Source organism: Streptosporangium sp. NPDC049046 (genome assembly GCF_040649155.1).
Taxonomy (GTDB): Bacteria; Actinomycetota; Actinomycetes; order Streptosporangiales; family Streptosporangiaceae; genus Streptosporangium.
The window spans coordinates 325,679-345,359 of the sequence record NZ_JBEZEZ010000006.1 but is presented as its reverse complement, the minus strand read 5'-3'; the positions used below and the strand labels follow the sequence as shown (position 1 = coordinate 345,359).

General features: G+C 68.7%; 19 protein-coding genes. 6 read left to right on the top strand and 13 right to left on the bottom strand.

What is annotated here, in order from left to right; all coding sequences use genetic code 11:
* Nucleotides 1-52: 52 nt before the first annotated feature.
* From AB0B96_RS11280 to AB0B96_RS11260, 5 genes are read right to left on the bottom strand one after another with little or no spacing between them, the layout of a single operon-like run.
* Nucleotides 53-913, bottom strand: coding sequence for an ABC transporter permease subunit (locus tag AB0B96_RS11280; RefSeq protein WP_362897752.1), 861 nt, complete (start codon nt 911-913; stop codon nt 53-55).
* On the bottom strand, nt 910-1,761 hold the full coding sequence (locus AB0B96_RS11275; protein WP_362897750.1) for an ABC transporter permease: 852 nt from the start codon (nt 1,759-1,761) through the stop codon (nt 910-912). Before AB0B96_RS11275 ends, AB0B96_RS11280 begins: the two co-directional genes overlap by 4 nt.
* A gap of 42 nt (nt 1,762-1,803) precedes the next feature.
* On the bottom strand, nt 1,804-3,048 hold the full coding sequence (locus tag AB0B96_RS11270; protein WP_350948670.1) for a spermidine/putrescine ABC transporter substrate-binding protein: 1,245 nt from the start codon (nt 3,046-3,048) through the stop codon (nt 1,804-1,806).
* A gap of 7 nt (nt 3,049-3,055) precedes the next feature.
* Nucleotides 3,056-4,204: an ABC transporter ATP-binding protein gene (locus AB0B96_RS11265; RefSeq protein WP_362897747.1), complete on the bottom strand. Its 1,149-nt coding sequence runs from the start codon at nt 4,202-4,204 to the stop codon at nt 3,056-3,058.
* 25 nt (nt 4,205-4,229) lie between these two features.
* Nucleotides 4,230-5,687 (bottom strand): gamma-aminobutyraldehyde dehydrogenase, encoded by a 1,458-nt coding sequence (locus AB0B96_RS11260; protein ID WP_362897745.1) that lies wholly within the window; start codon nt 5,685-5,687, stop codon nt 4,230-4,232.
* A gap of 193 nt (nt 5,688-5,880) precedes the next feature.
* Between AB0B96_RS11260 and AB0B96_RS11255 the strand changes: the two genes are divergently transcribed.
* The 3 genes from AB0B96_RS11255 (at nt 5,881) to AB0B96_RS11245 (ending at nt 8,095) form a co-directional block, all read left to right on the top strand.
* The gene (locus tag AB0B96_RS11255; protein WP_329091340.1) at nt 5,881-6,375 is read left to right on the top strand and encodes an Lrp/AsnC family transcriptional regulator; all 495 of its coding nucleotides are present in this window, start codon (nt 5,881-5,883) and stop codon (nt 6,373-6,375) included.
* A gap of 200 nt (nt 6,376-6,575) precedes the next feature.
* Complete coding sequence (locus AB0B96_RS11250; RefSeq protein ID WP_362897743.1) at nt 6,576-7,427, top strand: ATP-binding cassette domain-containing protein; 852 nt, start codon at nt 6,576-6,578, stop codon at nt 7,425-7,427.
* Nucleotides 7,424-8,095: a hypothetical protein gene (locus AB0B96_RS11245; protein WP_362897741.1), complete on the top strand. Its 672-nt coding sequence runs from the start codon at nt 7,424-7,426 to the stop codon at nt 8,093-8,095. Before AB0B96_RS11250 ends, AB0B96_RS11245 begins: the two co-directional genes overlap by 4 nt.
* A 34-nt stretch (nt 8,096-8,129) precedes the next feature.
* On the opposite strand, the gene rlmN is transcribed toward AB0B96_RS11245, so the two are convergent.
* Nucleotides 8,130-9,254: a 23S rRNA (adenine(2503)-C(2))-methyltransferase RlmN gene (rlmN, locus tag AB0B96_RS11240; RefSeq protein ID WP_362897739.1), complete on the bottom strand. Its 1,125-nt coding sequence runs from the start codon at nt 9,252-9,254 to the stop codon at nt 8,130-8,132.
* 72 nt (nt 9,255-9,326) lie between these two features.
* On the opposite strand from rlmN, the gene AB0B96_RS11235 reads away from it, so the two are divergent.
* Nucleotides 9,327-10,418, top strand: a complete 1,092-nt coding sequence (locus AB0B96_RS11235) for a suppressor of fused domain protein (protein ID WP_362897737.1) — start codon at nt 9,327-9,329, stop codon at nt 10,416-10,418.
* A gap of 115 nt (nt 10,419-10,533) precedes the next feature.
* On the opposite strand, the gene AB0B96_RS11230 is transcribed toward AB0B96_RS11235, so the two are convergent.
* From AB0B96_RS11230 to AB0B96_RS11205, 6 genes are all read right to left on the bottom strand, one after another.
* Nucleotides 10,534-11,385, bottom strand: coding sequence for a phosphatidate cytidylyltransferase (locus tag AB0B96_RS11230; protein WP_362897735.1), 852 nt, complete (start codon nt 11,383-11,385; stop codon nt 10,534-10,536).
* A gap of 74 nt (nt 11,386-11,459) precedes the next feature.
* Nucleotides 11,460-12,017, bottom strand: a complete 558-nt coding sequence (frr, locus tag AB0B96_RS11225) for a ribosome recycling factor (RefSeq protein ID WP_362505019.1) — start codon at nt 12,015-12,017, stop codon at nt 11,460-11,462.
* A 361-nt stretch (nt 12,018-12,378) separates the two neighbouring features.
* The gene (gene pyrH / locus AB0B96_RS11220; RefSeq protein ID WP_350948679.1) at nt 12,379-13,074 is read right to left on the bottom strand and encodes a UMP kinase; all 696 of its coding nucleotides are present in this window, start codon (nt 13,072-13,074) and stop codon (nt 12,379-12,381) included.
* Between the two features lie 122 nt (nt 13,075-13,196).
* Nucleotides 13,197-14,030: a translation elongation factor Ts gene (tsf, locus tag AB0B96_RS11215; protein WP_362897733.1), complete on the bottom strand. Its 834-nt coding sequence runs from the start codon at nt 14,028-14,030 to the stop codon at nt 13,197-13,199.
* Between the two features lie 111 nt (nt 14,031-14,141).
* Nucleotides 14,142-15,074 carry a 30S ribosomal protein S2 gene (gene rpsB, locus AB0B96_RS11210; protein WP_362897731.1) on the bottom strand — a complete coding sequence of 311 codons (933 nt, stop codon included), beginning with the start codon at nt 15,072-15,074 and terminating at the stop codon, nt 14,142-14,144.
* A gap of 228 nt (nt 15,075-15,302) precedes the next feature.
* Nucleotides 15,303-15,923 carry a metalloregulator ArsR/SmtB family transcription factor gene (locus tag AB0B96_RS11205; protein WP_362897729.1) on the bottom strand — a complete coding sequence of 207 codons (621 nt, stop codon included), beginning with the start codon at nt 15,921-15,923 and terminating at the stop codon, nt 15,303-15,305.
* 118 nt (nt 15,924-16,041) lie between these two features.
* Here AB0B96_RS11205 and AB0B96_RS11200 point away from each other — a divergent pair, with 118 nt between their 5' ends.
* Nucleotides 16,042-17,379 carry an MFS transporter gene (locus tag AB0B96_RS11200; protein WP_362897727.1) on the top strand — a complete coding sequence of 446 codons (1,338 nt, stop codon included), beginning with the start codon at nt 16,042-16,044 and terminating at the stop codon, nt 17,377-17,379.
* Between the two features lie 44 nt (nt 17,380-17,423).
* On the opposite strand, the gene AB0B96_RS11195 is transcribed toward AB0B96_RS11200, so the two are convergent.
* Complete coding sequence (locus AB0B96_RS11195; RefSeq protein ID WP_362897725.1) at nt 17,424-18,776, bottom strand: CoA transferase; 1,353 nt, start codon at nt 18,774-18,776, stop codon at nt 17,424-17,426.
* A 491-nt stretch (nt 18,777-19,267) separates the two neighbouring features.
* On the opposite strand from AB0B96_RS11195, the gene AB0B96_RS11190 reads away from it, so the two are divergent.
* On the top strand, nt 19,268-19,654 hold the full coding sequence (locus tag AB0B96_RS11190; protein WP_362897723.1) for a M23 family metallopeptidase: 387 nt from the start codon (nt 19,268-19,270) through the stop codon (nt 19,652-19,654).
* Nucleotides 19,655-19,681: the final 27 nt, after the last annotated feature.

Below are 19,681 nucleotides of genomic sequence, written 5' to 3'. Positions count from 1 at the left end.
CCGGGTACACCGAATCCCCGTGGCCCGGTGAGGGCACGGGGATCGACGGCGGCTAGGTGCGGCGGCGCGCAGTGACCGTGTTGACCACGGCGATGGCGACGCCTACCGCGAATATAAGCGTTCCGAGGATGTTGACCTGAGGCGGCACCCCGATACGGGTGGCCCCCCAGATCCACAGGGGGAACGTCTGGGTGGCTCCGCTGGTGAACTGGGTGATCACGAAGTCGTCGATGGACAGGGCGAAGGCGAGCAGCGCGCCGGAGAGGACGCCGGGCAGGATCATCGGGAAGGTGATCCGCCAGAACGTGATCCACGTGGACGCGCCGAGGTCGCGCGCCGCCTCCTCGATCGACCGGTCGAGCCCGATCACCCGGGCCCGCACGGTGATCGCCACGAAGGAGAGCGAGAACAGCACGTGCGCGACGACCACGGTCGCGAAGCCGGTCTGCACGCCGACGCTGATGAACAGCGACAGCAGCGAGGCGCCCATCACGAGCTCGGGCGAGGCGATCGCGGCGAACATCACGAGGTTGGTCGCGCCCTGCCCGCGGAACCGGTAGCGGCCCAGGGCGAGCCCCATGAGCGTGCCGAGCACCGTCGTGATCATCGTGGAGAGCACCGCGATGTAGATGGAGTTGCGCACCGCGTCAAGCAGCTGGGGGTACTCGTCCAGGCGGCCCCACCACCGGAGGGTGAAACCCTGCCAGGTCACGTTCGACTTGCTCTGGGTGTCGTTGAAGCCGAACAGGATCATGACGAAGATCGGCAGGAACAGCCAGGCGATGATCAACCAGACGTAGCCGAGGAGCAGCCGGTCGCCGAGCCGCCTGCCGCTGCGCGGGGTCCGCCGCCCGGCGGGCGCGCTCGTCGTCGTGCTCTCCGGGCTCTCCGTGACGTCGATGGTGCCGCTCATCGGGCCGCCGCCTCCAGGACGTTCTCGGTGCCGAGCGCCTTGGCGTAGGCGAAGATGCCGATCAGCATCGCCGCCATCAGCGTGAACGACAGCGCGGCGGCGGTCGGGTAGTCGTTGTTGACCAGATACTCGGTCTGGATGATGTTGCCGATCATCGTGTTCTCCGGGCCGCCGAGGATGCCCGCGTTGACGTAGTCGGCGGTCATCGGGACGAACGTCATCAGCACCCCGGCGAACACTCCCGGCAGCGAGAGCGGCAGCACGATCTTGGTGAACGCCTCCCGCTTGGCCGCGTACAGGTCCTGGGCGGCCTCGACCACCTTGGGATCCACCCGCTCCAGCGCGACGTAGATCGGCAGGATCATGAACGGCAGGTAGTTGTAGACCAGTCCGCCGATCACCGCGTACGTCGTCTGCAGCACGTGGAAGTCCTCGGGCAGCAGCCCCGCCGACTTCAGCGGTCCGAGCAGCATTCCGTCGTCGGCGAGCAGGAACCTCCACGACACCGTGCGCAGCACGAACGAGACGAAGAACGGCAGCAGCACCAGCAGCAGGTAGGTGGACTTGCGGCTGCCGCCCCTGAAGGCGATCCAGTACGCCATCGGGTAGGCGAGCGCGATGGAGACGACGGTCGCGGTCAGGCCGTACCCGGCCGAGCGCAGGAACTGCGTCTGGTACTGCGCCAGCGCCTCGCCGTACACCGGGAAGTTGAACGTCTGGATGAATCCGTCGACCACGTTGCCCTCCTGGGTGGACACCGAGGCCATGAAGACCATCGGTACCACCAGGAAGATCGCGAGCCAGAGGCCGCCGGGCAGGATGAGCAGGTAGGGGGTGAGGCGCTTCACCGGCCGATGACCCCTTCCGGTCCGATTCGCTCTCTCATCCGCCTAGCCCTGCGTGACGGGTTGGAAGATGTCCTCGAAGATCTTCTCATCCGCGGAGGTGAGCGTCTTGTACGACCGCAGCTTGGCCATGTCCTCCTCCGAGGGGAAGATCAGCGGGCTCTCGGCGATCTGCTCCAGCGTCTTCTTCTCCTCCCCCGTCGCCTTGGCCGCGTCGGCGAGGACGAGATCCTTCGCGGAGGAGACCGGGGTGATGAAGTTGATGTACTCGACCAGCATCGTGGCGATCTTGGGCTGGTAGACGTAGTCCATGTAGGTGAGCGCGTCGACCGGGTTCTGCGCGGTCTTCGGGATGCACATGTTGTCGGTCCAGATCGTGCCGCCCTCCTCGGGCACCACGAACTTCAGGTCCTTGCCCTCGGCGACCTGCTGGAAGATGTCGCCCGACCAGGCCATGGTGATCCAGATGTCGCCCCTGGCGAGGGCGTCGACGTAGTCGTTCTCGTAGTACTTGCGCACCAGACCCGCGTCGCGCTGCTCCTTGAGCTTCTCCCCCGCCTTCTTCCAGTCGGCCTCGGTCGACTTGTCGGGGTCGATGCCCAGGGCGAACATGCTGAAGTTGGCGACCTCCTGGGTGTCGAGCATCATGCCGACCTTGCCCTTGTACTTGGGGTTCCAGAGGTCGTGGATGCTCTTGACCTCGTCCACGTACTTGGGGTTGTAGGCGATGCCGGTTACGCCGACCGTCCACGGGATCGTGTGGGCGTTGTTCGGGTCCCAGGTGGGGTTCTTCACCGCGGAGCTCGCGTTCGCCGCGAAGTTCGGCAGCTTGGAGTGATCGAGGGGGACGAGATAGCCCAGCGCGAGGGCCTTGCTCAGCTGGAGGCCGTTGGTGAGGACCATCAGGTCGTAGCCGATGTCGTTGTTGGCGGCGAGCAGCGGCTGGACCTTGCCGAAGAACGTGCTGTTGTCCTGGATCGCCTCCTGGTACTCCACCTTGATGCCGGTGTCGGCGGTGAACAGCTCCAGCGAGGGATACCGCTTGCCGTCCTTGTCGATGTAGAGCGGCCAGTTGGCGAAGCGCAGCGTGTTGTTCTTCTGCTTGGAGCCCCAGTATTCGGCGAGGGCGTCCTTCTGGGGAACGGCCTCCACCTTCTTGCCCTGCACACCGCAGGCGGCGAGGGCGAGGCCGGCGGCCGACATCCCGCCGAGGCGAAGGGCGTCACGACGGGTTACGGAGCGGCTCTGCGTCATGCCTCGCAGAAAGGCGGGGTTCGTGCGGGGGTCCATATCGAGCTCAACTTCCGATCGCGTACGAGTGGTGCGGCAGCCACGACAGCCAGACGGCGTCTCCACGCTCCGCCGTACTCGCGCTGTCCAGTGCGTTCTGCTGGAAGACGGTCACCTCTTCGCCGTGTGCCAGGCAGACCGTGTAACTGGTGTAGAGCCCCAGGTACACCACCTCTGAGACGGTGCCGCGCACGACGCTGAGGTCTCCGACGGGTTGCTCCTCCGTGGTTATCCTGATCTTCTCCGGGCGTACCGTGATCGCGATCGGCTCCCCGGCTCCGAACGATCCGCCCTCGGTGAGGACATGGTCGTCCTCACCCAGCTTAAGCACCGCAAAACCTGACCGGAACCGGTCGACAGTGCCGCTGAGCAGGTTGGACGTGCCGATGAACCCTGCCACGAAGGCGGTCGCGGGCCGCTCGTAGATCTCTCTGGGGCTGCCGAGCTGCTCGACCATGCCGTCGTTCATGACGGCGATGCGGTCACTCATCGTGAGCGCCTCGCTCTGGTCGTGAGTGACGTACACGAAGGTGATGCCGACCTCGCGCTGGATGCGCTTGAGCTCGATCTGCATGGCCTGGCGAAGCTTGAGGTCGAGGGCGCCGAGGGGCTCGTCCAGCAGGAGGGCACGGGGGTTGTTCACCAGGGCGCGGGCGAGGGCGACCCGCTGCTGCTGGCCTCCGGACATCTCCCTGGGGCGGCGTTTCTCGCGCCCGGTGAGGTCGACGATCTCCAGGATCTCGCCGACCCGGCGCTTGATCTCGGCCTCGGCGACCTTCTTGCGCCTGAGGCCGAACGCGACGTTCTCCCAGACGTTCATGTGCGGGAAGAGGGCGTAGGACTGGAAGACCATGTTGACGTCGCGCCGGTTGGGAGGGACGTCGGTGACGTCCTGACCGTGCAGCCGTACGGTGCCACCCGAGGGATCCTCGAACCCGGCGATCATGCGCATGGTGGTGGTCTTGCCACAGCCCGAGGGGCCGAGGAGGGAGAAGAACTCCCCCTCGGCGATCGACAGGGTGACACCCTTGACCGCCTGGACGACCTCGCCGTGGGAGACGTACTCCTTGACGACCCCGTCGAGTTCGATCGCGGGCACGTGGGACGAGTGGGAGACGGCGTCTGCCGTCTCCGTGCCCGCCTGAATTTCGGTCATGCCAGGCTTATCCCTCTGTTCGCGGCTATTCGCCGATGTAGTGCATGACGTGCTTGACGCGCAGGTAGTCGTGCAGGCCGAAAACGGACAGGTCCTTGCCGTAACCGGAGTGCTTGAAGCCTCCGTGCGGCATCTCCGAGACGAACGGGATGTGGGTGTTGACCCATACCACGCCGAAGTCGAGGCGGTTCGACACCCTCATCGCCCGGCCGTGGTCGGAGGTCCACACCGAGCCGGACAGGCCGTACTTGACGCCGTTGGCCTTGGCGACCGCGTCGGCCTCGTCGGTGAAGGTCTGGACGGTGATGACCGGCCCGAACACCTCGTTCTGCACCATCTCGTCGTCCTGCCTGAGGCCGTCGACGACGGTGGGGGCGAAGAAGTAACCGCGGTCGCCGACCCGGTTCCCGCCGGTCAGGACCTTGGCGTGGCCGGGGGCCCGGTCGATGAAGCCGGTGACGCGGGCCAACTGGTCGGCGTTGTTGAGCGGGCCGTACAGGGCGCTCTCCTCGGAGAGGTCTCCGGTCACGGTGCTCGCCGCCGCCTCGGTGAGCGCGGCCACGAACTCGTCGTGGACGTCCTCGTGGACCAGCACGCGGCAGGCCGCGGTGCAGTCCTGCCCCGCGTTGTACAGGCCCGCGGTGGCGATGGACTCCGCGGCGGACTTGAGGTCCTTGACGTCGTCGAACACGATGACGGGCGCCTTGCCGCCCAGCTCCAGGTGGACCCGCTTGAGGTCCTCGGCGGCGCTCCTGGCCACGGCCATTCCCGCGCCGACGGAACCGGTGATCGCGACCATCGAGGCGGTCGGGTGACCGACGACCAGCGCGCCGGTCTCCCGGTCACCGACGACGACGTTGAAGACGCCCTTGGGCAGGACGTCTCCGATGATCTCGGCCAGCTTGACCGTGGAGACGGGGGTGGTGTCGGAGGGCTTGAGCACCACGGTGTTGCCCGCGGCGAGCGCCGGGGCGATCTTCCAGACCGCCATCATCATCGGGTAGTTCCAGGGGGTGACCTGGCCCACCACGCCGATCGGCTCGTGCCTGATGACGGAGGTGTGGTCGGCGAGGAACTCGCCGGACGTCGGGCCCTCCAACGTGCGCGCGGCCCCCGCGAAGAAGCGGAAGTGGTCGGAGGCGACCGGAGTCTCGTCCTCGGCCATCCGGGCGCGCGGCTTGCCGGTGTTGAGGCACTCGGCCTCGTTCAGCTCCTCGGCCCTCGCGTCGATCGCGTCGGCCACCTTGAGGAGGAGGTTGGCGCGCTCGCCCGGGGTGGCCTGGCTCCATGACTCGAACGCGGCGGCGGCCGCGGCGTACGCCGCGTCGATGTCCTCGGTGCCCGAGACGGGGGCCTTAAGGTAGATCTCGCCGGTGCACGGATCGATGACGTCGGAGAACCGGCCGCTCCTGCCCTCCACGAGCTCGCCGTCGATGTAGTTCCGCAGGCGGGGGAGTTCGTTGGTCTCAACCGGGGTGGTCACCGTCGGCCTCCTATGGATCGGGGCTGAGTTGTCGCGACTCTTACAGAGCGAGAGTCCCACGACAAGGGATTTCGTTGTTAAGATACCAAATTGCTACGAAATCGCTTGACAGAGGCGCCGGAACTGACAGCATGTCGCATCGGAGCCGCAACATGCCGGCAACAGCCCCGCAACATGACGCCAGGGAGCGCCCATGACGACGCCGCCCAAGGTTCGCCGCGAAAACGACGCCAGGCCCGGCCCCGTCGTCCTCGACGAGATCTCCAAGCAGATCATCGAGCAACTGCAGACGGACGGGCGCAAGCCGTACGCCGCGATCGGCAAGGCCGTGGGGCTCTCCGAGGCCGCCGTACGCCAGCGGGTGCAGCGCCTGCTCGACGCCGGAGTCATGCAGATCGTCGCGGTGACCGACCCGCTCACCCTGGGCTTCCCCCGTCAGGCCATGATCGGCATCAAGTGCGAGGGCGACCTGGAGACGGTGGCCGACGAGCTGTCCGCCATCAGGGAGATCGACTACGTGGTGCTGACCGCGGGGTCGCTCGACATCATGGTCGAGGTCGTCTGCGAGAGCGACCAGCATCTTCTGGAGATCCTCGGCAAGATCCGGGCCATCCCGACCGTCAGGGCCACCGAGACCTTCGTCTATCTCAAGCTTCACAAGCAAACCTACTCCTGGGGTACCCGCTGACAGGCCCCCGAGCACTCCCCCGCCGTGTGGCGGCGAACCGGGAGAGGCCGAGAAATCGAGCGTGGTGAGCCGGGTGACCTACCGAGCGCGGCTTCCTGGAAATCCTCTTATTTTCTTGTCTATCAGGTCGAGCCCGCTTCCAGGGGGTAGATCGCATCACGGCCGGCGATCAACGGCGAACTCCGGCATGATCACCGGTAATGTTGCGGTTCATGCGGCTCTCCACGGTGTCCTTTCGATACTCGCGGCGCGGCCCCTGGATCCTGCGGGACGTCGAGCTCACCGTCCGCCCCGGTTCCGTCATCGAGGTCACCGGCCGCAACGGCGCCGGAAAATCGACGCTGCTGCGGCTGATGGCGGGATTCGTCCCTCCGTCCCAAGGTTCGATCGCCGACCGGCCAGAGGTCATCGGCTACGCCCCCGACGTGTTCCCGGTGGACCAGCCGTTCACCGTCGCCGCCTACCTCGCCCACATGCGCAGGATCCGGGGGCTCTCCTCCTCCGCCTCCGCGGCCGGGGACCTGGCGGAGCGGCTGAACGCGGCCCATCTGCTGGACCAGCCGCTCGGTGACCTGTCCAAGGGCAGCGCGCAGAAAATCGGGCTCATCCAGTCGCTGCTCGCCCCGCCGGACCTGCTGATCCTGGACGAGCCCTTCGCCGGGCTCGACGAGCAGACCCGCACCGAACTCCCCGTGATCATCGAAGAGATCGCCGCCCGCGGCGGTACGGTCGTGGTCAGCGACCACCAGAACCAACTTCGGCACTTCCCCGGCGCCGATCACTGGCTCGTCGCGAACGGCGACGTCACCGTCGGCGCCCGCGACTCCGCGGCACTTCCCACCCCCGCTCCGCAGGACTCCCCCGCTCCGCGAGACACCCCGGAAACCCGGCCCTCCCCGGACACCGCGAAGGAGCTCTCGCCGCCCCCTCGATCCCCCTCGGAAAGCTCGTCCTCGCAGGTGGTGATCGAGGTGATCGTGGACGCGGGCGACGCCGACGAGGTGGAGCAGAAGCTCCGTGCCGACGGCTACCTCACCAGGCGGTCATCGTGATCCATCTCGTCCGCTTCAAGCTCTCCGCCTACGCCCGGTCACACCGGCTGTTCCAGCCGACGATCGGGCTCTTCGCCATGCTGTTCGTCTTCTACTCGACGCTCGCCCCGCCGGGTAAGGAGCTGCCCGCGTACGCGGACTCGGCCGGTTTGCTGATCCTCGTCTTCGCCTGGGCCGCCCGAGGGCTGCTCGACACCGAACCCCCGACGCAGCGGCTGATCTCCATGACGGCCGCCGGACGTCCCGGCCGCGAGGTCGGAGCCGGGCTGCTCGCCGCGCTCACCGTCAACCTCGGCATGGCGGCGATCGCGGTCGGGCTACCGCTGCTGCACGGCTTCGCCGCCATGCCCGCCCCCGCCGACCTGGCGAGCGGCGTCGCGCTGCACGGGCTCGGCGTGAGCGCGGGAACGGCCCTGGGCGCCCTCACCAGCCGCCCGATCCTCGCCTCCCCGGCCGTCTCGATGCTCGCCCTCCTCGGTGGCTATCTCGCCCTGCTGCTGATCAGCCTCACCCCCGCGGGCCACCTCGCGGTGCCGATCATGCCCTGGATGCGCGCCGCCAACGCCGGCCTGCTCGGGGAGGTCCTGCTCCCCGTCTCCGCCGCCACCCTCTTCTGGACCGCCGCGAGCCTCCTGCTGTACACACGCCTGCGCCGCCTGAACCCCTGAACCCCTGAACCGGGGTTTTCCTACACGGTGAGGGCTACTCGGCGGCGGCGAGCTGGCCGCAAGCGCCGTCGATCTCACGGCCTCGGGTGTCGCGGACCGTCACCGGCACGCCGTGATACTCCAGGCGCCGGACGAAGGCCCGCTCGTCCTCCGGACGGGAGGCGGTCCACTTGGAACCCGGGGTCGGGTTGAGCGGGATCAGGTTGACGTGCACCAGCTTGTTCTTGATCAGCTTGCCGAGCAGGTCGGCGCGCCACTCCTGGTCGTTGATGTCCTTGATCAGCGCGTACTCGATGGAGACCCGGCGCTTGGTCCTGGCCGCGTAGTCCCAGGCCGCGTCGAGGACCTCGGCGACCTTCCAGCGGGTGTTGATCGGCACCAGGGTGTCGCGGAGCTCGTCGTCGGGGGCGTGCAGCGAGAGCGCGAGCGTCACCGGCAGGCCCTCGGCCGCGAGCTTGCCGATCGCCGGGACCAGGCCGACCGTGGAGACGGTGACGCCCCTGGCGGAGATGCCCAGGCCGTCGGGGGCGGGCTCGACCATGCGGCGCACGGCCCCGATCACGGCCTTGTAGTTGGCAAGCGGCTCGCCCATCCCCATGAAGACCACGTTGCTGACCCGTCCCGGACCACCCGGGACGTCACCGGCCGCGAGCGCGCGGGCCCCGGCGACGACCTGCTCGACGATCTCGGCGGTGGTCATGTTACGGGTCAGACCCGCCTGGCCCGTGGCGCAGAACGGGCAGTTCATACCGCATCCGGCCTGCGACGACACGCACATCGTCGTACGGTCGCTGTAGCGCATGAGGACCGACTCGACCAACGCGCCGTCGAAGAGCCGCCACAGCGTCTTGCGGGTGGTGCCGGCGTCGGTGGTCATCTCCTTGACCGAGGTGAGCAGTTTGGGGAACAGCGCGGTGGCGAACTTCTCCCTCGCCGCGGCCGGAAGGTCCGTCATCAGCTCGGGATCACCGTTGAGCTTCTCGAAGTAGTGCCGGGAGAGCTGGTCGGCGCGGAACGGCTTCTCACCCAGCTCGGCGACGACCGCGCGGCGCTCGGCCATGGTCAGGTCGGCCAGGTGGCGGGCGGGCTTGGCCCGGCGCGGCGCCACGAAGGTGAGCTGGCCGGGTGCGGGGGTCCCGGACGGGCTGACGGTCGACAAGTCCAACGCCTTCTCTCAACGGTTACGCGATTGCTCGAAGCGGTGCCCGACAGTGATCTAGAGTCCGGAGGTATGGCGACAAACCGCCCCACGGGCCCCGCAGGAGAGCGGGGAGACGGCGTCGAGGTCGTGCTTACCGACATCAATCCCTACGGAAGCCGCACCCTGGTGGTCGAACGTGACGAGACTTCCTCGGTAGCTTACCTGTGCGGGCCGGGAGGGACGGTGCACGGAGCCGTCTGGCTGGCCAACCACGGCCCGGCCCCGGACGGAATCGACCAGGACCGCCTGGAGGCCGAACTACCACCGGTCGCCCTCAGGGCGAACACCCGTCACCCCGGCGGCAGAGGACCCCTGGGCGCGCTGCGATCGCTGTGGTTCGAGGAGGGCGACGGCGTCGCCCTGTACGAGAACGACGAGCTGCTCGCGGTCATTCCTGGATGGGCGGACATGAGCCGGGGAATGCCCGGCTACTCCCGTGACGCTCTGGGCGAGTCCCCGTTCGCCTGGTCGCTGGAGGATGCCCACGACGGCCTGGCCCCTCGGATCTCCAAGGCTCGCGCCTACTGGGAGTGGCGTGGCGGAGACGGGGCCTGGGCCTCGTTCCAGCAGTTCGTGATGGGTCACCTGGACCGCAAGGTCGGCACCGCGGGCAGATTCTGGGACGCGGGGGGCGAGCGGATGCCCGCGGTGGGCATCACGGAACGCCCACCGGAACGCGGCAGGGAGCACACGATCCTGTCCACGGTCGGGATGAGCTGCCAGCGGATGCCCACCGTCGAGCAGTACATCGACCGTCCGGACGCGTACGCGCGGGTGGAGCTCGCCGTCGCCTCCCCTGGTGACGCCCGCGACGCGGCCCGGCTGTTCCTGTGGCTGGGGCAGTATCCGTGGCACTCGGTCACCTGGCTGGGGCACGGCCACACCGCCAGGTGGTATCACCGCCCTGAGACCTTCCCGCTCGGCTCCGCCTACGGCGGTGTGATGATGCTGACCGGGCTGCCGGGACTGCCCGACCTGTCGGGTTTCTCCTTCGGCGGCGACTCCGTCCAGTGGCTCTGGCTCGTCCCGATCACCCCGGACGAGCTGAGCCTGGTCTCCGCCGAGGGCTACCGGGCGGTGCTGCCGCGCCTGTCCGCGACCCGGCTCACCGGGGCGGGATGATCGACGCCCTCCCTGACTCGTACGGGTGACGACCGCACCGCGCCCGGGCGGGATACCACGGGCGGCCTCAGAGCAGGGCAGGTCCGGACCGGGGCGGGGCCCGACCGGGGCGGGCTCAGACCAGCAGGGTGAGCAGTACCCAGACCGGGATCAGCGTGGCGACGAGGGAGTCGAGGCGGTCCATCATGCCGCCGTGGCCGGGAAGCACGCTGCCCATGTCCTTGACCCCGAGATCTCGCTTGATCACCGACTCGATCAGGTCGCCGAGCGTGGCGAAGACCACCACGACCGCGCCGATCAGGACGCCCTTCCAGATGTCGGCCTCCAGCAGCCACGCCACCAGCCAGCCGCCCACCGCCATGCAGGCCAGCGCCGACCCCGCGAAGCCCTCCCAGGTCTTCTTCGGGCTGATCACCGGGGCCATCTTGTGCTTGCCCAAGGTAATTCCGGCGAAATATCCGCCGATATCGCTCGCGGCGGTGGTGGCGATGAAGACGACCACCCGGTCGGGACCCTGGTCGGGGTTGGCGAGCAACAGCGCCACGAACCCGACGAGCAGGGAGGGATAGACGACGACCAGGATGGTCGCGGCGGTGTCGCGGACGTAGTTCTCCGTGCCCAGGAACATCCGCCAGATCATCAGCCCGAGCACGGTCATCGCGAAGACGCCGACCAGCCAGGCCGTCCCGCCCCAGGCCGAGCCGGTCAGATCCCCGCCCCAGTAGGCCGCGGCCAGCATCGCGGCCATGCCTGCCAGCACCGGGACGAGGGGGACCTTGATGCCTCTGGCCTCGAACGAGCGGACCAGCTCCGTCACTCCGATACCCACCGCGGCGACCACCACGGCGAGGAAGAGCACCTTCACGAAGTAGAGGGAGGCGATGATGATCGCCGCCAGGGCGAGCCCCACCGCCACCGCGACGGGGAGATTACGGCCGGTACGGCTACTGCCCGCCACGGGTTCCACAGGGGGTCCTACTTTCATACCTACACAAAATCCTTGTCCCGCACGGACGGCCCGCGCGGGACAAGGATCATGGCTCAAACCTCGAGCAGCTCGGCTTCCTTGTGCTTGAGCAGCTCGTCGATCTTGGCGACATGCTTCTGGGTGAGGTCGTCGAGCTCCTTCTCCGCCCGGCGCACCTCGTCCTCGCCGGCCTCGCCATCCTTGATCATCTTGTCCAGGGTCTCCTTGGCGCTGCGCCGGATGTTGCGAATGGAGACCTTGGAGTGCTCCGCCTTGTTCCTGGCGACCTTGATGTACTCCCTGCGGCGCTCCTCCGACAACTCGGGGAAGGCCACCCGGATCACCGCTCCGTCGTTACCGGGGTTCACACCGAGGTCCGAGTTGCGGATCGCCTTCTCGATCGCGGCCATCGAGCTCTTGTCGAAAGGCTGGATGATGACCATGCGCGCCTCGGGCACGTGGAACGAGGCGAGTTGCTGAATGGGGGTGGGTGTCCCGTAGTACTCAGCGCTGATCTTGTTGAACATCGACGGGGTGACCCGACCCGTGCGGATGCCCGCGAAGTCGTCCTTCGCCACCGACACAGCCTTGTCCATCTTTTCCTCGGCTTCGAGGAGGGTTTCGTCGATCACAGCGGCTCCCTGTCTTCTCGGTCACTCCCCATCCTCACGCACTTCGCGGGAGGCCATCACGCCGGAGGTCCACCGGACCACCACAATGGCGTACCGCTCGGCTCGCTACGTCAGGTTCGCACCCTGTCTTCTCGGTCACGCGCCCTCCTCGCTCGCTTCACGGAACGCTCCTACCTCGCGTACCACTCCGCCGGCTACGTCGGGCTCGCTTCCCGTCCTCTGGTCGCTCACCACTCCTCGCTCGCTTCACGGGACGCTCCTACCTCGCGTACCACTCCACCAGCTACGTCGGGCTCGCTTCTTGCGCTACCGGCTCGTCACCGTGCCGACCCTGGCACCGTGTCGGCCCCGTGCCGGTTCGTCACCGTGCCGGGCTCACCAGCGTGCCGATCTTCTCACCGCGTACCGCCCGCATGATGTTGCCCTCACCCATGAGGTCGAAGACCACGATGGGAAGGTTGTTGTCCATGCACAGGCTGATGGCGGTGGCGTCCATGACCCCGAGGCCACGGGTCAGCACCTCACCGTATTCGAGATGGTCGAACCGGACGGCGTCAGGGTTCTTACGGGGGTCGGCATCGTAGACGCCGTCCACCTGGGTCCCCTTGAGCAGCGCCTCGGCGCCGATCTCCAGCGCTCGCTGGGCGGCGCAGGTGTCGGTGGAGAAGAACGGCGAGCCGAGCCCCGCCCCGAAGATGACCACGCGGCCCTTCTCCAGGTGGCGGATGGCACGGCGGGGCAGGAACGGCTCCGCGACCTGCTGCATGGTGATCGCCGTCTGAACGCGGGTGTCGATCCCCCGCTTCTCCAGGAAGTCCTGGAGGGCCAGACAGTTGATGACCGTGCCGAGCATGCCCATGTAGTCGGCCCTCGCGCGGTCCATGCCGCGCTCGGACAGGGTGGCGCCCCGGAACATGTTGCCGCCGCCCACGACGACCGAGACCTGCACGCCGCCGCGGACGGCCTCGGCGATCGAGTCCGCGAGGTGGCTCACGACGCCCGGGTCTATGCCCAGCGGCTCACCGCCGGCGAACGCCTCCCCGGACAGCTTCAACATCACCCGCTTCCAGCGAAGCGGATCCGAGTACGAAGAAACCGCCGGCGTAGCGGGTCCTGTGTTCTCCTGCACGGCGGCGGCCTCCTCGTTTGATGCTCTGCCTGAAGAGCGGATGTCAGGGATCAGGCCTGGCCGACCTTGAAGCGGACGAAGGCCTGGACCTTGACGCCGTTCTCGTCCGCGAACTTCGCGACCGACTTCTTGTTGTCCTTGACGAAGGACTGCTCAAGGAGGGTGAAGTCCTTGTACCAGCCGTTGACCCGGCCATCAACGATCTTGCCGATGGCGGCCTCGGGCTTGCCCTCCTCGCGGGTCATCTCCTCGAAGAGCGCGCGCTCCTTCTCGATGACGTCGGCCGGGACCTCGGCGGGGCTGAGGTACTTCGGGGCCATCGCCGCGGCGTGCTGCGCGATGTCCTTGGCGACGTCGCCGTTCGGCGAGTCGAGCTGCACGAGCACGCCGACCGCCGGGGGGAGCTGAGGGTCGGTCTTGTGCATGTAGGCGCCGATGAAACCGCCCTCGAGCACGGCGAACCGACGGATCTCGATCTTCTCGCCGAGCGCGGCGTTGGCCTCGTCGAGGTGCGTCTTGACGGTCTTGCCGGCGAGCTCGGAGTCGAGCAGCGAGGGCACGTCGGACGGCTTGGTGGCCAGGATGTGGTCGACCACCTGGGCCGCGAGCTCCTGGAAACGCTCGCCCTTGGCGACGAAGTCGGTCTCGCAGTTGAGCTCGAGCAGCGCGGCGGCGGAGTCACCCTCCTGCTTCAGGGCGACCAGGCCGTTGGAGGCGGTGCGGGCCTCACGCTTGCCGACGTCCTTGGCGCCCTTGAGGCGGAGGATCTCGACCGCGCGGTCGAAGTCGCCCTCGGACGACTCGAGAGCCTTCTTGCAGTCCATCATGCCGGCGGCGGTCAGCTCACGAAGCCGCTTGACGTCGGCCATGTTCACGGAAGCCATTGTCTTTTCCTCGTGGGAATCGTCGTGGATCGGGTGGGTGCCCCAACTGAGCGGCACCCACCCGGAAGGGTCTTGCGGGTCGTACGGCCGAAGGAGCCGTACGGAAGTGACCTAGGCCTGCTTCTCGGTGGACTCGGCCTCGGCGGCCGGAGCGTCCGCGACCTCGGCGGCGGGAGCCTCCGCAGCCTCGGCGGGGGCCTCGGTGGTCTCGGCCGGGGCCTCCGCGGTCTCGGCCTCGGCGGCCGAAGCGCTGTCGGCGCCGCCCGCGAGCAGCTCCTGCTCCCACTCGGCCAGCGGCTCGGCGCCACCGGCGACGGCCGGCTTGTCGTCCCCGCCACGGTTGGCGCCGGCGCGGGCCATGAGACCGGCGGCGACGGCGTCGGCGACGACGCGGGTCAGCAGACCGACGGCGCGGATCGCGTCGTCGTTACCCGGGATCGGGTAGTCGACCTCGTCGGGGTCGCAGTTGGTGTCGAGAATGGCCACGACCGGGATGTGAAGCTTGCGAGCCTCGCTGATCCCGATGTGCTCCTTCTTGGTGTCGACGACCCACACGGCGCTCGGGATCCGGGACATGTCCCGGATGCCGCCGAGGGTGCGCTCAAGCTTCTCCTTCTCGCGGCGGCGCATGAGGAGCTCCTTCTTCGTGAGCCCCGAGGCGGCCACGTTGTCGAAGTCGAGCTCCTCCAGCTCCTTCAGGCGCTGGAGCCTCTTGTGCACGGTGGAGAAGTTGGTGAGCATGCCGCCCAGCCAGCGCTGGTTGACATACGGCATGCCGACACGGGCGGCCTGCTCGGCGATGGCCTCCTGGGCCTGCTTCTTCGTGCCGATGAACATGATCGTGCCGCCGTGCGCGACGGTCTCCTTGACGAAGTCGTAGGCCCTGTCGATGAAGGCCAGCGACTTCTGGAGGTCGATGATGTAGATGCCGTTGCGCTCGGTGAAGATGAAGCGCTTCATCTTCGGGTTCCAGCGCCGGGTCTGGTGGCCGAAGTGAACGCCGCTTTCCAGCAGCTGTCGCATGGTGACGACGGGGGTGGACATTGATCGTCCTCCAGATCGGGGCACCCATCTCTGGGCGCTGTTCTCGGTTGGACGCGACAGCCCTCGGCTGTCGCCCTGATGCCCCGAACCGGATCCAGCCGAGCTCTCGCCCGGACCGAGGGATCCCGGTTCTTGACGGGGCATGCGAAGTCGGCCCATGACTCACAGGCCACCAAAAAGTGTACCCGTAACCGCGCCTCTCCCCGACCTTGGGATGTCAAGCACCCCTTACGCGTCGCGTGGAAGGCCGTGCGGCCGGCGCCGGGCCCGGGGGAAGAGGCTGACCTGCGCCTCGGAGACCCGCGCCCCGGGCGGGGCGTCCTCTCGATCCCTGACGGTGGTCTTGTAGGGGGCGAGCAGTTCCTCGATCCGCTCGTTCAGCGCCTTCAACTCCTCGGCGTCGACCAGCAGGAGGAACCGACCGAACAACGCGGCCTCGCGCCACTCACGCGACTCCCGCTCAAGATTCTCCAGCGCCCTGCCCTCCTCGTCCGCCGCCTGCTCCCGATACGCCTTGATCAGGAACTCCTTGGCACCGCGCACGTCCGGGCCGTCGTCCGGGTCTGGGCTGACGCTGAAGCCTGTCGCGCTGGAGCGCCACAGACGCTCCCTGCCGTCACCGCGGCCGTCGTCGCGCACGGGCGCGTCCTCGACGAAGCCGTACTTGGCGAGCATGCGCAGGTGGTAGCTGGCCGCACTGGGGGTGATCCCGACGACCTCGGCGACCTCGGTCGCGGTGCAGGGCCCCTCGGCCTGGAGCCGGTTCAGGATCGCGAGCCGCGCGGGGTGCGCCAGCGCGCGCATCGCGGTGGGATCGGTGAGGGACTTGCGCGTCGATGCCTCGGTCATGTGCAGACCGTACCCACTCCATACGTGAAGCATTGCCTTCATAACTATGAAGGGTTATCTTCACAGTTATGAAGCATTCCTTTCAAAATTTTCGGAGGCGGAAAGGGGACGGGTCACCGTGACCTCCACCACCCCCGTCACCCCTGACGACTCCGCGCCTTCCGCGCGCTCTACGCCCCCCGAGCCCTCCCTGTCCCCCACCGCTCCCGAGTCCTCTGCGGTCAAGCCGGGGCCCCTGCGGAGACAACGCGACTACCGGCTCCTGCTCTCCGCCCGTGCCGTCACCGAGACCGGCACGGAGATCTCCCGGCTCGCGGTACCACTGACCGCCGCCGTCCTGCTCGGCGCGTCCCCGGCCCAGATGGGCATGCTCACCGCCGCGACCTCCCTGCCCTACCTGCTGATCGGTCTCCAGGCGGGTGCCCTCGCCGACCGGCTGAGGCGGCACCGGCCGGTCATGGTCGCCTGTGACACGGTCTCGGCCGTCGCCATGGCCACGATCCCCGCGGCCTGGATCACCGGGTCGCTGAGCGTGCCGTGGCTGATCGCGGTGGCGTTCGTCGTCGGCACCTGCTCGGTGATCTTCCGGGCGGTCAACTTCCCGCACCTGGTCACGGTGGTCCACGAGAGTCAGCGGACCGAAGCCCTCGCGGGTTTCCAGTCGGCCTTCGCCGTGGCGACCGTCGCCGGCCCCGGTCTCGCCGGACTGCTCGTCCAGCTGATCACGGCGCCGTTCGCGCTCCTGGTCGACGCGGTGTCCTTCCTGGCCTCGGCGTTCCTGATCAGATCGATCAAGGCGCCGGAGAACCACGCTCCCGCTCCCCGGCGTGGCATGTGGACCGAGATCCGCGAGGGCCTGGCCACGGTGGCCGGGCACCCGACGCTCCGCGCGCTCTGCGGCGCCGGTATCACGATCAACTTCTTCGGCAGCGCCTACATGGCACTGTTCGTGATCTACGCGCTCAACGAGCTCGACCTGGCCGGAGGGCTGGTCGGCGCCATCACCGCCTTCTTCGGCGTCGGCGGCCTGCTCGGCGCGGCCGTCGTCTCGCGCCTGACCGGACGGTACGGCGAGAACCGCATACTGGCCTGCTCCGTACTGCTCTTCCCCGTCGACTTCGTGATCGTCGCGCTCACCTCAGGACCGGTGTGGCGCAGCTTCCTTCTCTTGGCCGTCAGCGCGGTGATCTCCGGCGTGGCCGTCGTGGCCTTCGCCGTCTGCATGGGCGCCATCACCCTGCGCGAGACCCCTGCCGAACTGCGCGGCCGGGTCAACGCCACGCAGGCCTTCATGATCCAGGGTGTCCTCACCCTCGGCGGTCTCGCGGGCGGCCTCTCCGGTGAACTGCTCGGACTGCGCCCGGTGTTCTGGATCTCCGCGGCCGGGGTGCTGACCGCGGCCGCGTGGATCTGGCTCTCCCCGCTGCGCCACCCCTCCGCCCCCCGAACCCGATGACCTCACCCTCCCCCTGACTCGCCTTCCAGAGCCCGCGGAAGACCTCACCACCAGGTGGGCGGGTGCTCGCCCCTCTCCGGAGGCGGGCTCGACCAGTACGGCGACACACCGTCGATCGTTCCTGGCGCCCGGAGATAGGTCAGGCGGCCGAAGGCGCTGTCCATCTCCTCGATCATGCCGGTGACATCGGGCTCCGGCGTGACCGCTCCGTCGACCCTGCCGAGGTCGTCCAGCCATCGCGCGGTCCGGGCCAGGGAGAGCTCCACCCGCCAGGAGCCCCCCTCGGCGGATCGGCGGAGCAGTGCGGCCATCGCGCCGAAGGCGGCCAGGTAACCGGTGGCGTGGTCGAGGACCTGGGCGGGCAGCGGGCGGGGCCGCGCCCCGTCGCCGCCCTCGTGAGCGATGCCGCACACCATCTGCACCAGGCTGTCGAACCCGCGCCTGCCCGCCCACGGCCCCTGCCCTCCGTACGCCGAGACGTCGACGCACACGATCCCCGGCCTGATCTCCGCCAGCCTCCGGGGGCCGAACCCCAGCGCCTCGAGAGCCCCGGGACGGTAGGACTGCACGAACACATCGGCCCCCGCCACCAGGTCGCGCAGTGCGGCGTGCCCGGCCGGGGTCCTCAGGTCGAGATGACAGGAGCGCTTGCCGAACGCGGTGCCGACCACCAGCCCCGGCACCTCGGGAAGGTGCCCGGCACCCACCCGGAGCACCTGGGCACCGTGGGCGGCCAAAGCGCGGGTCGCCACCGGTCCGGCGATCACCCTGGTCAGGTCGAGCACCCGCACCCCGTCGAGCGCCCGCCCTTCCCCGCCTTTCGAGGCGCCGGTCCTCGCACCACCCCGGGCTCCGACCCGGGTCAGGTGGACCAGCGGTGACGCGGCGACCGCCCGTGACTGCGGATGCCCACGCCACCCGGCGTGGTCGCGCATGGCCGCGGCGCATCCTCCCGAGGCCGTCACCGCCTCCTCGACCTCAACGGCGCCACGGCTCGCGCAGGCGCGTTCGACGGCGTCCCCGTCCGCCCCCTCGGGCAGTCCGAGCGCCGCGAGGGCCGCGTCACGGTGATGGTCGAAGTTGCAGTGCAGCCGAACCCAGCCGTCGGCGGTGCGGTAGTCACCGGAAAGGGGCGCCCACGGATCCACGGCCGCTCCGTCGATCCTGAAGTGGCGCTCGTCCAGAAAGGCGATCGCCGCCTCCCGCACGTCCACGGCGGCCCGGCTTCCGCCTCCTCTGAGCGCGGCCGCCGCCCCGGTGGCGGCCCCGACGGCGACGGCGGCGGCGGTGCCCACCCGGAAGACGGAGGGCAGTACCGGATCGTCCCCGCTCACCCGTACCGGCGGCAACTCGACGCCCACCTCCGCCGCCAGCTCGCGAATACGCTCTTCGACCACGCGATCCCCGCTCTCACGACGTCCTGGGCCGTCCTTTCTCCCCATCCTCAGTCACGCCTCCCGGCTTGGCCACGTCTACCGCCCACTGTCCACAGAATCCCGTTCGGTCCATCTCCGCCGCAGCACGGGTCTTCATGCTTGCCGACATGAAGACCGTCCACCCCGTGGGGCTGCGAGCCCTGCTGTGCTCACTGGTCCTGGCCACACCGGCTGGCGCCCACCGCGTGACCTCCCTCGCACCCCCCGTAGACGCGACCGGCCGCGCATATGGCACGGCGGCTCCCATGAGCACCCCCGCGACCGCCCGCACGGCCGCGCACGGCCACGCGGGGACGACACCCCCCGCTGGAGCACCCGTCACCTTCCCTTCCGGGGAGTCCGCTTCCATCGCTCCAGGGGGATCCCGTGGCAGGAAGTCCGCTCCCCCTTCCGGAGGGTCCTCTCCTTCTGAGTCCTCCCTCTGGGAATGGCCGCTCAGCGGACGGCCACGGGTGCTCAGGGGCTTCGCGCCACCCGCCCAGCCGTGGCTGGCCGGTCATCGGGGCACCGACCTCTCCGCGTCTCCCGGAGCCGAGGTGCGCGCCGCGGGAACGGGAACGGTCGGTTACGCCGGGCCGCTCGCGGACCGGGGCGTGGTGACCGTGCTCCACCCCGGTGGCCTGCGGACCACCTACCTGCCCGTCCAGCCCTCGGTGCGGCGCGGGCAGGCGGTGGCCGTCGGCGAGGTGATCGGCACCCTTCAGGACGCCCCCGGGCACTGCCCCGCCACCTGCCTGCACTGGGGCCTGCTCCGTGACCGCGCCTATCTCGACCCGTTACTCCTCCTCGGCCACGGCCAGGTCCGTCTGCTTCCCGTGTGGCCCGCCCCGCCCCCATGACCCCACCGAGACCGCGCTGACCGTCAC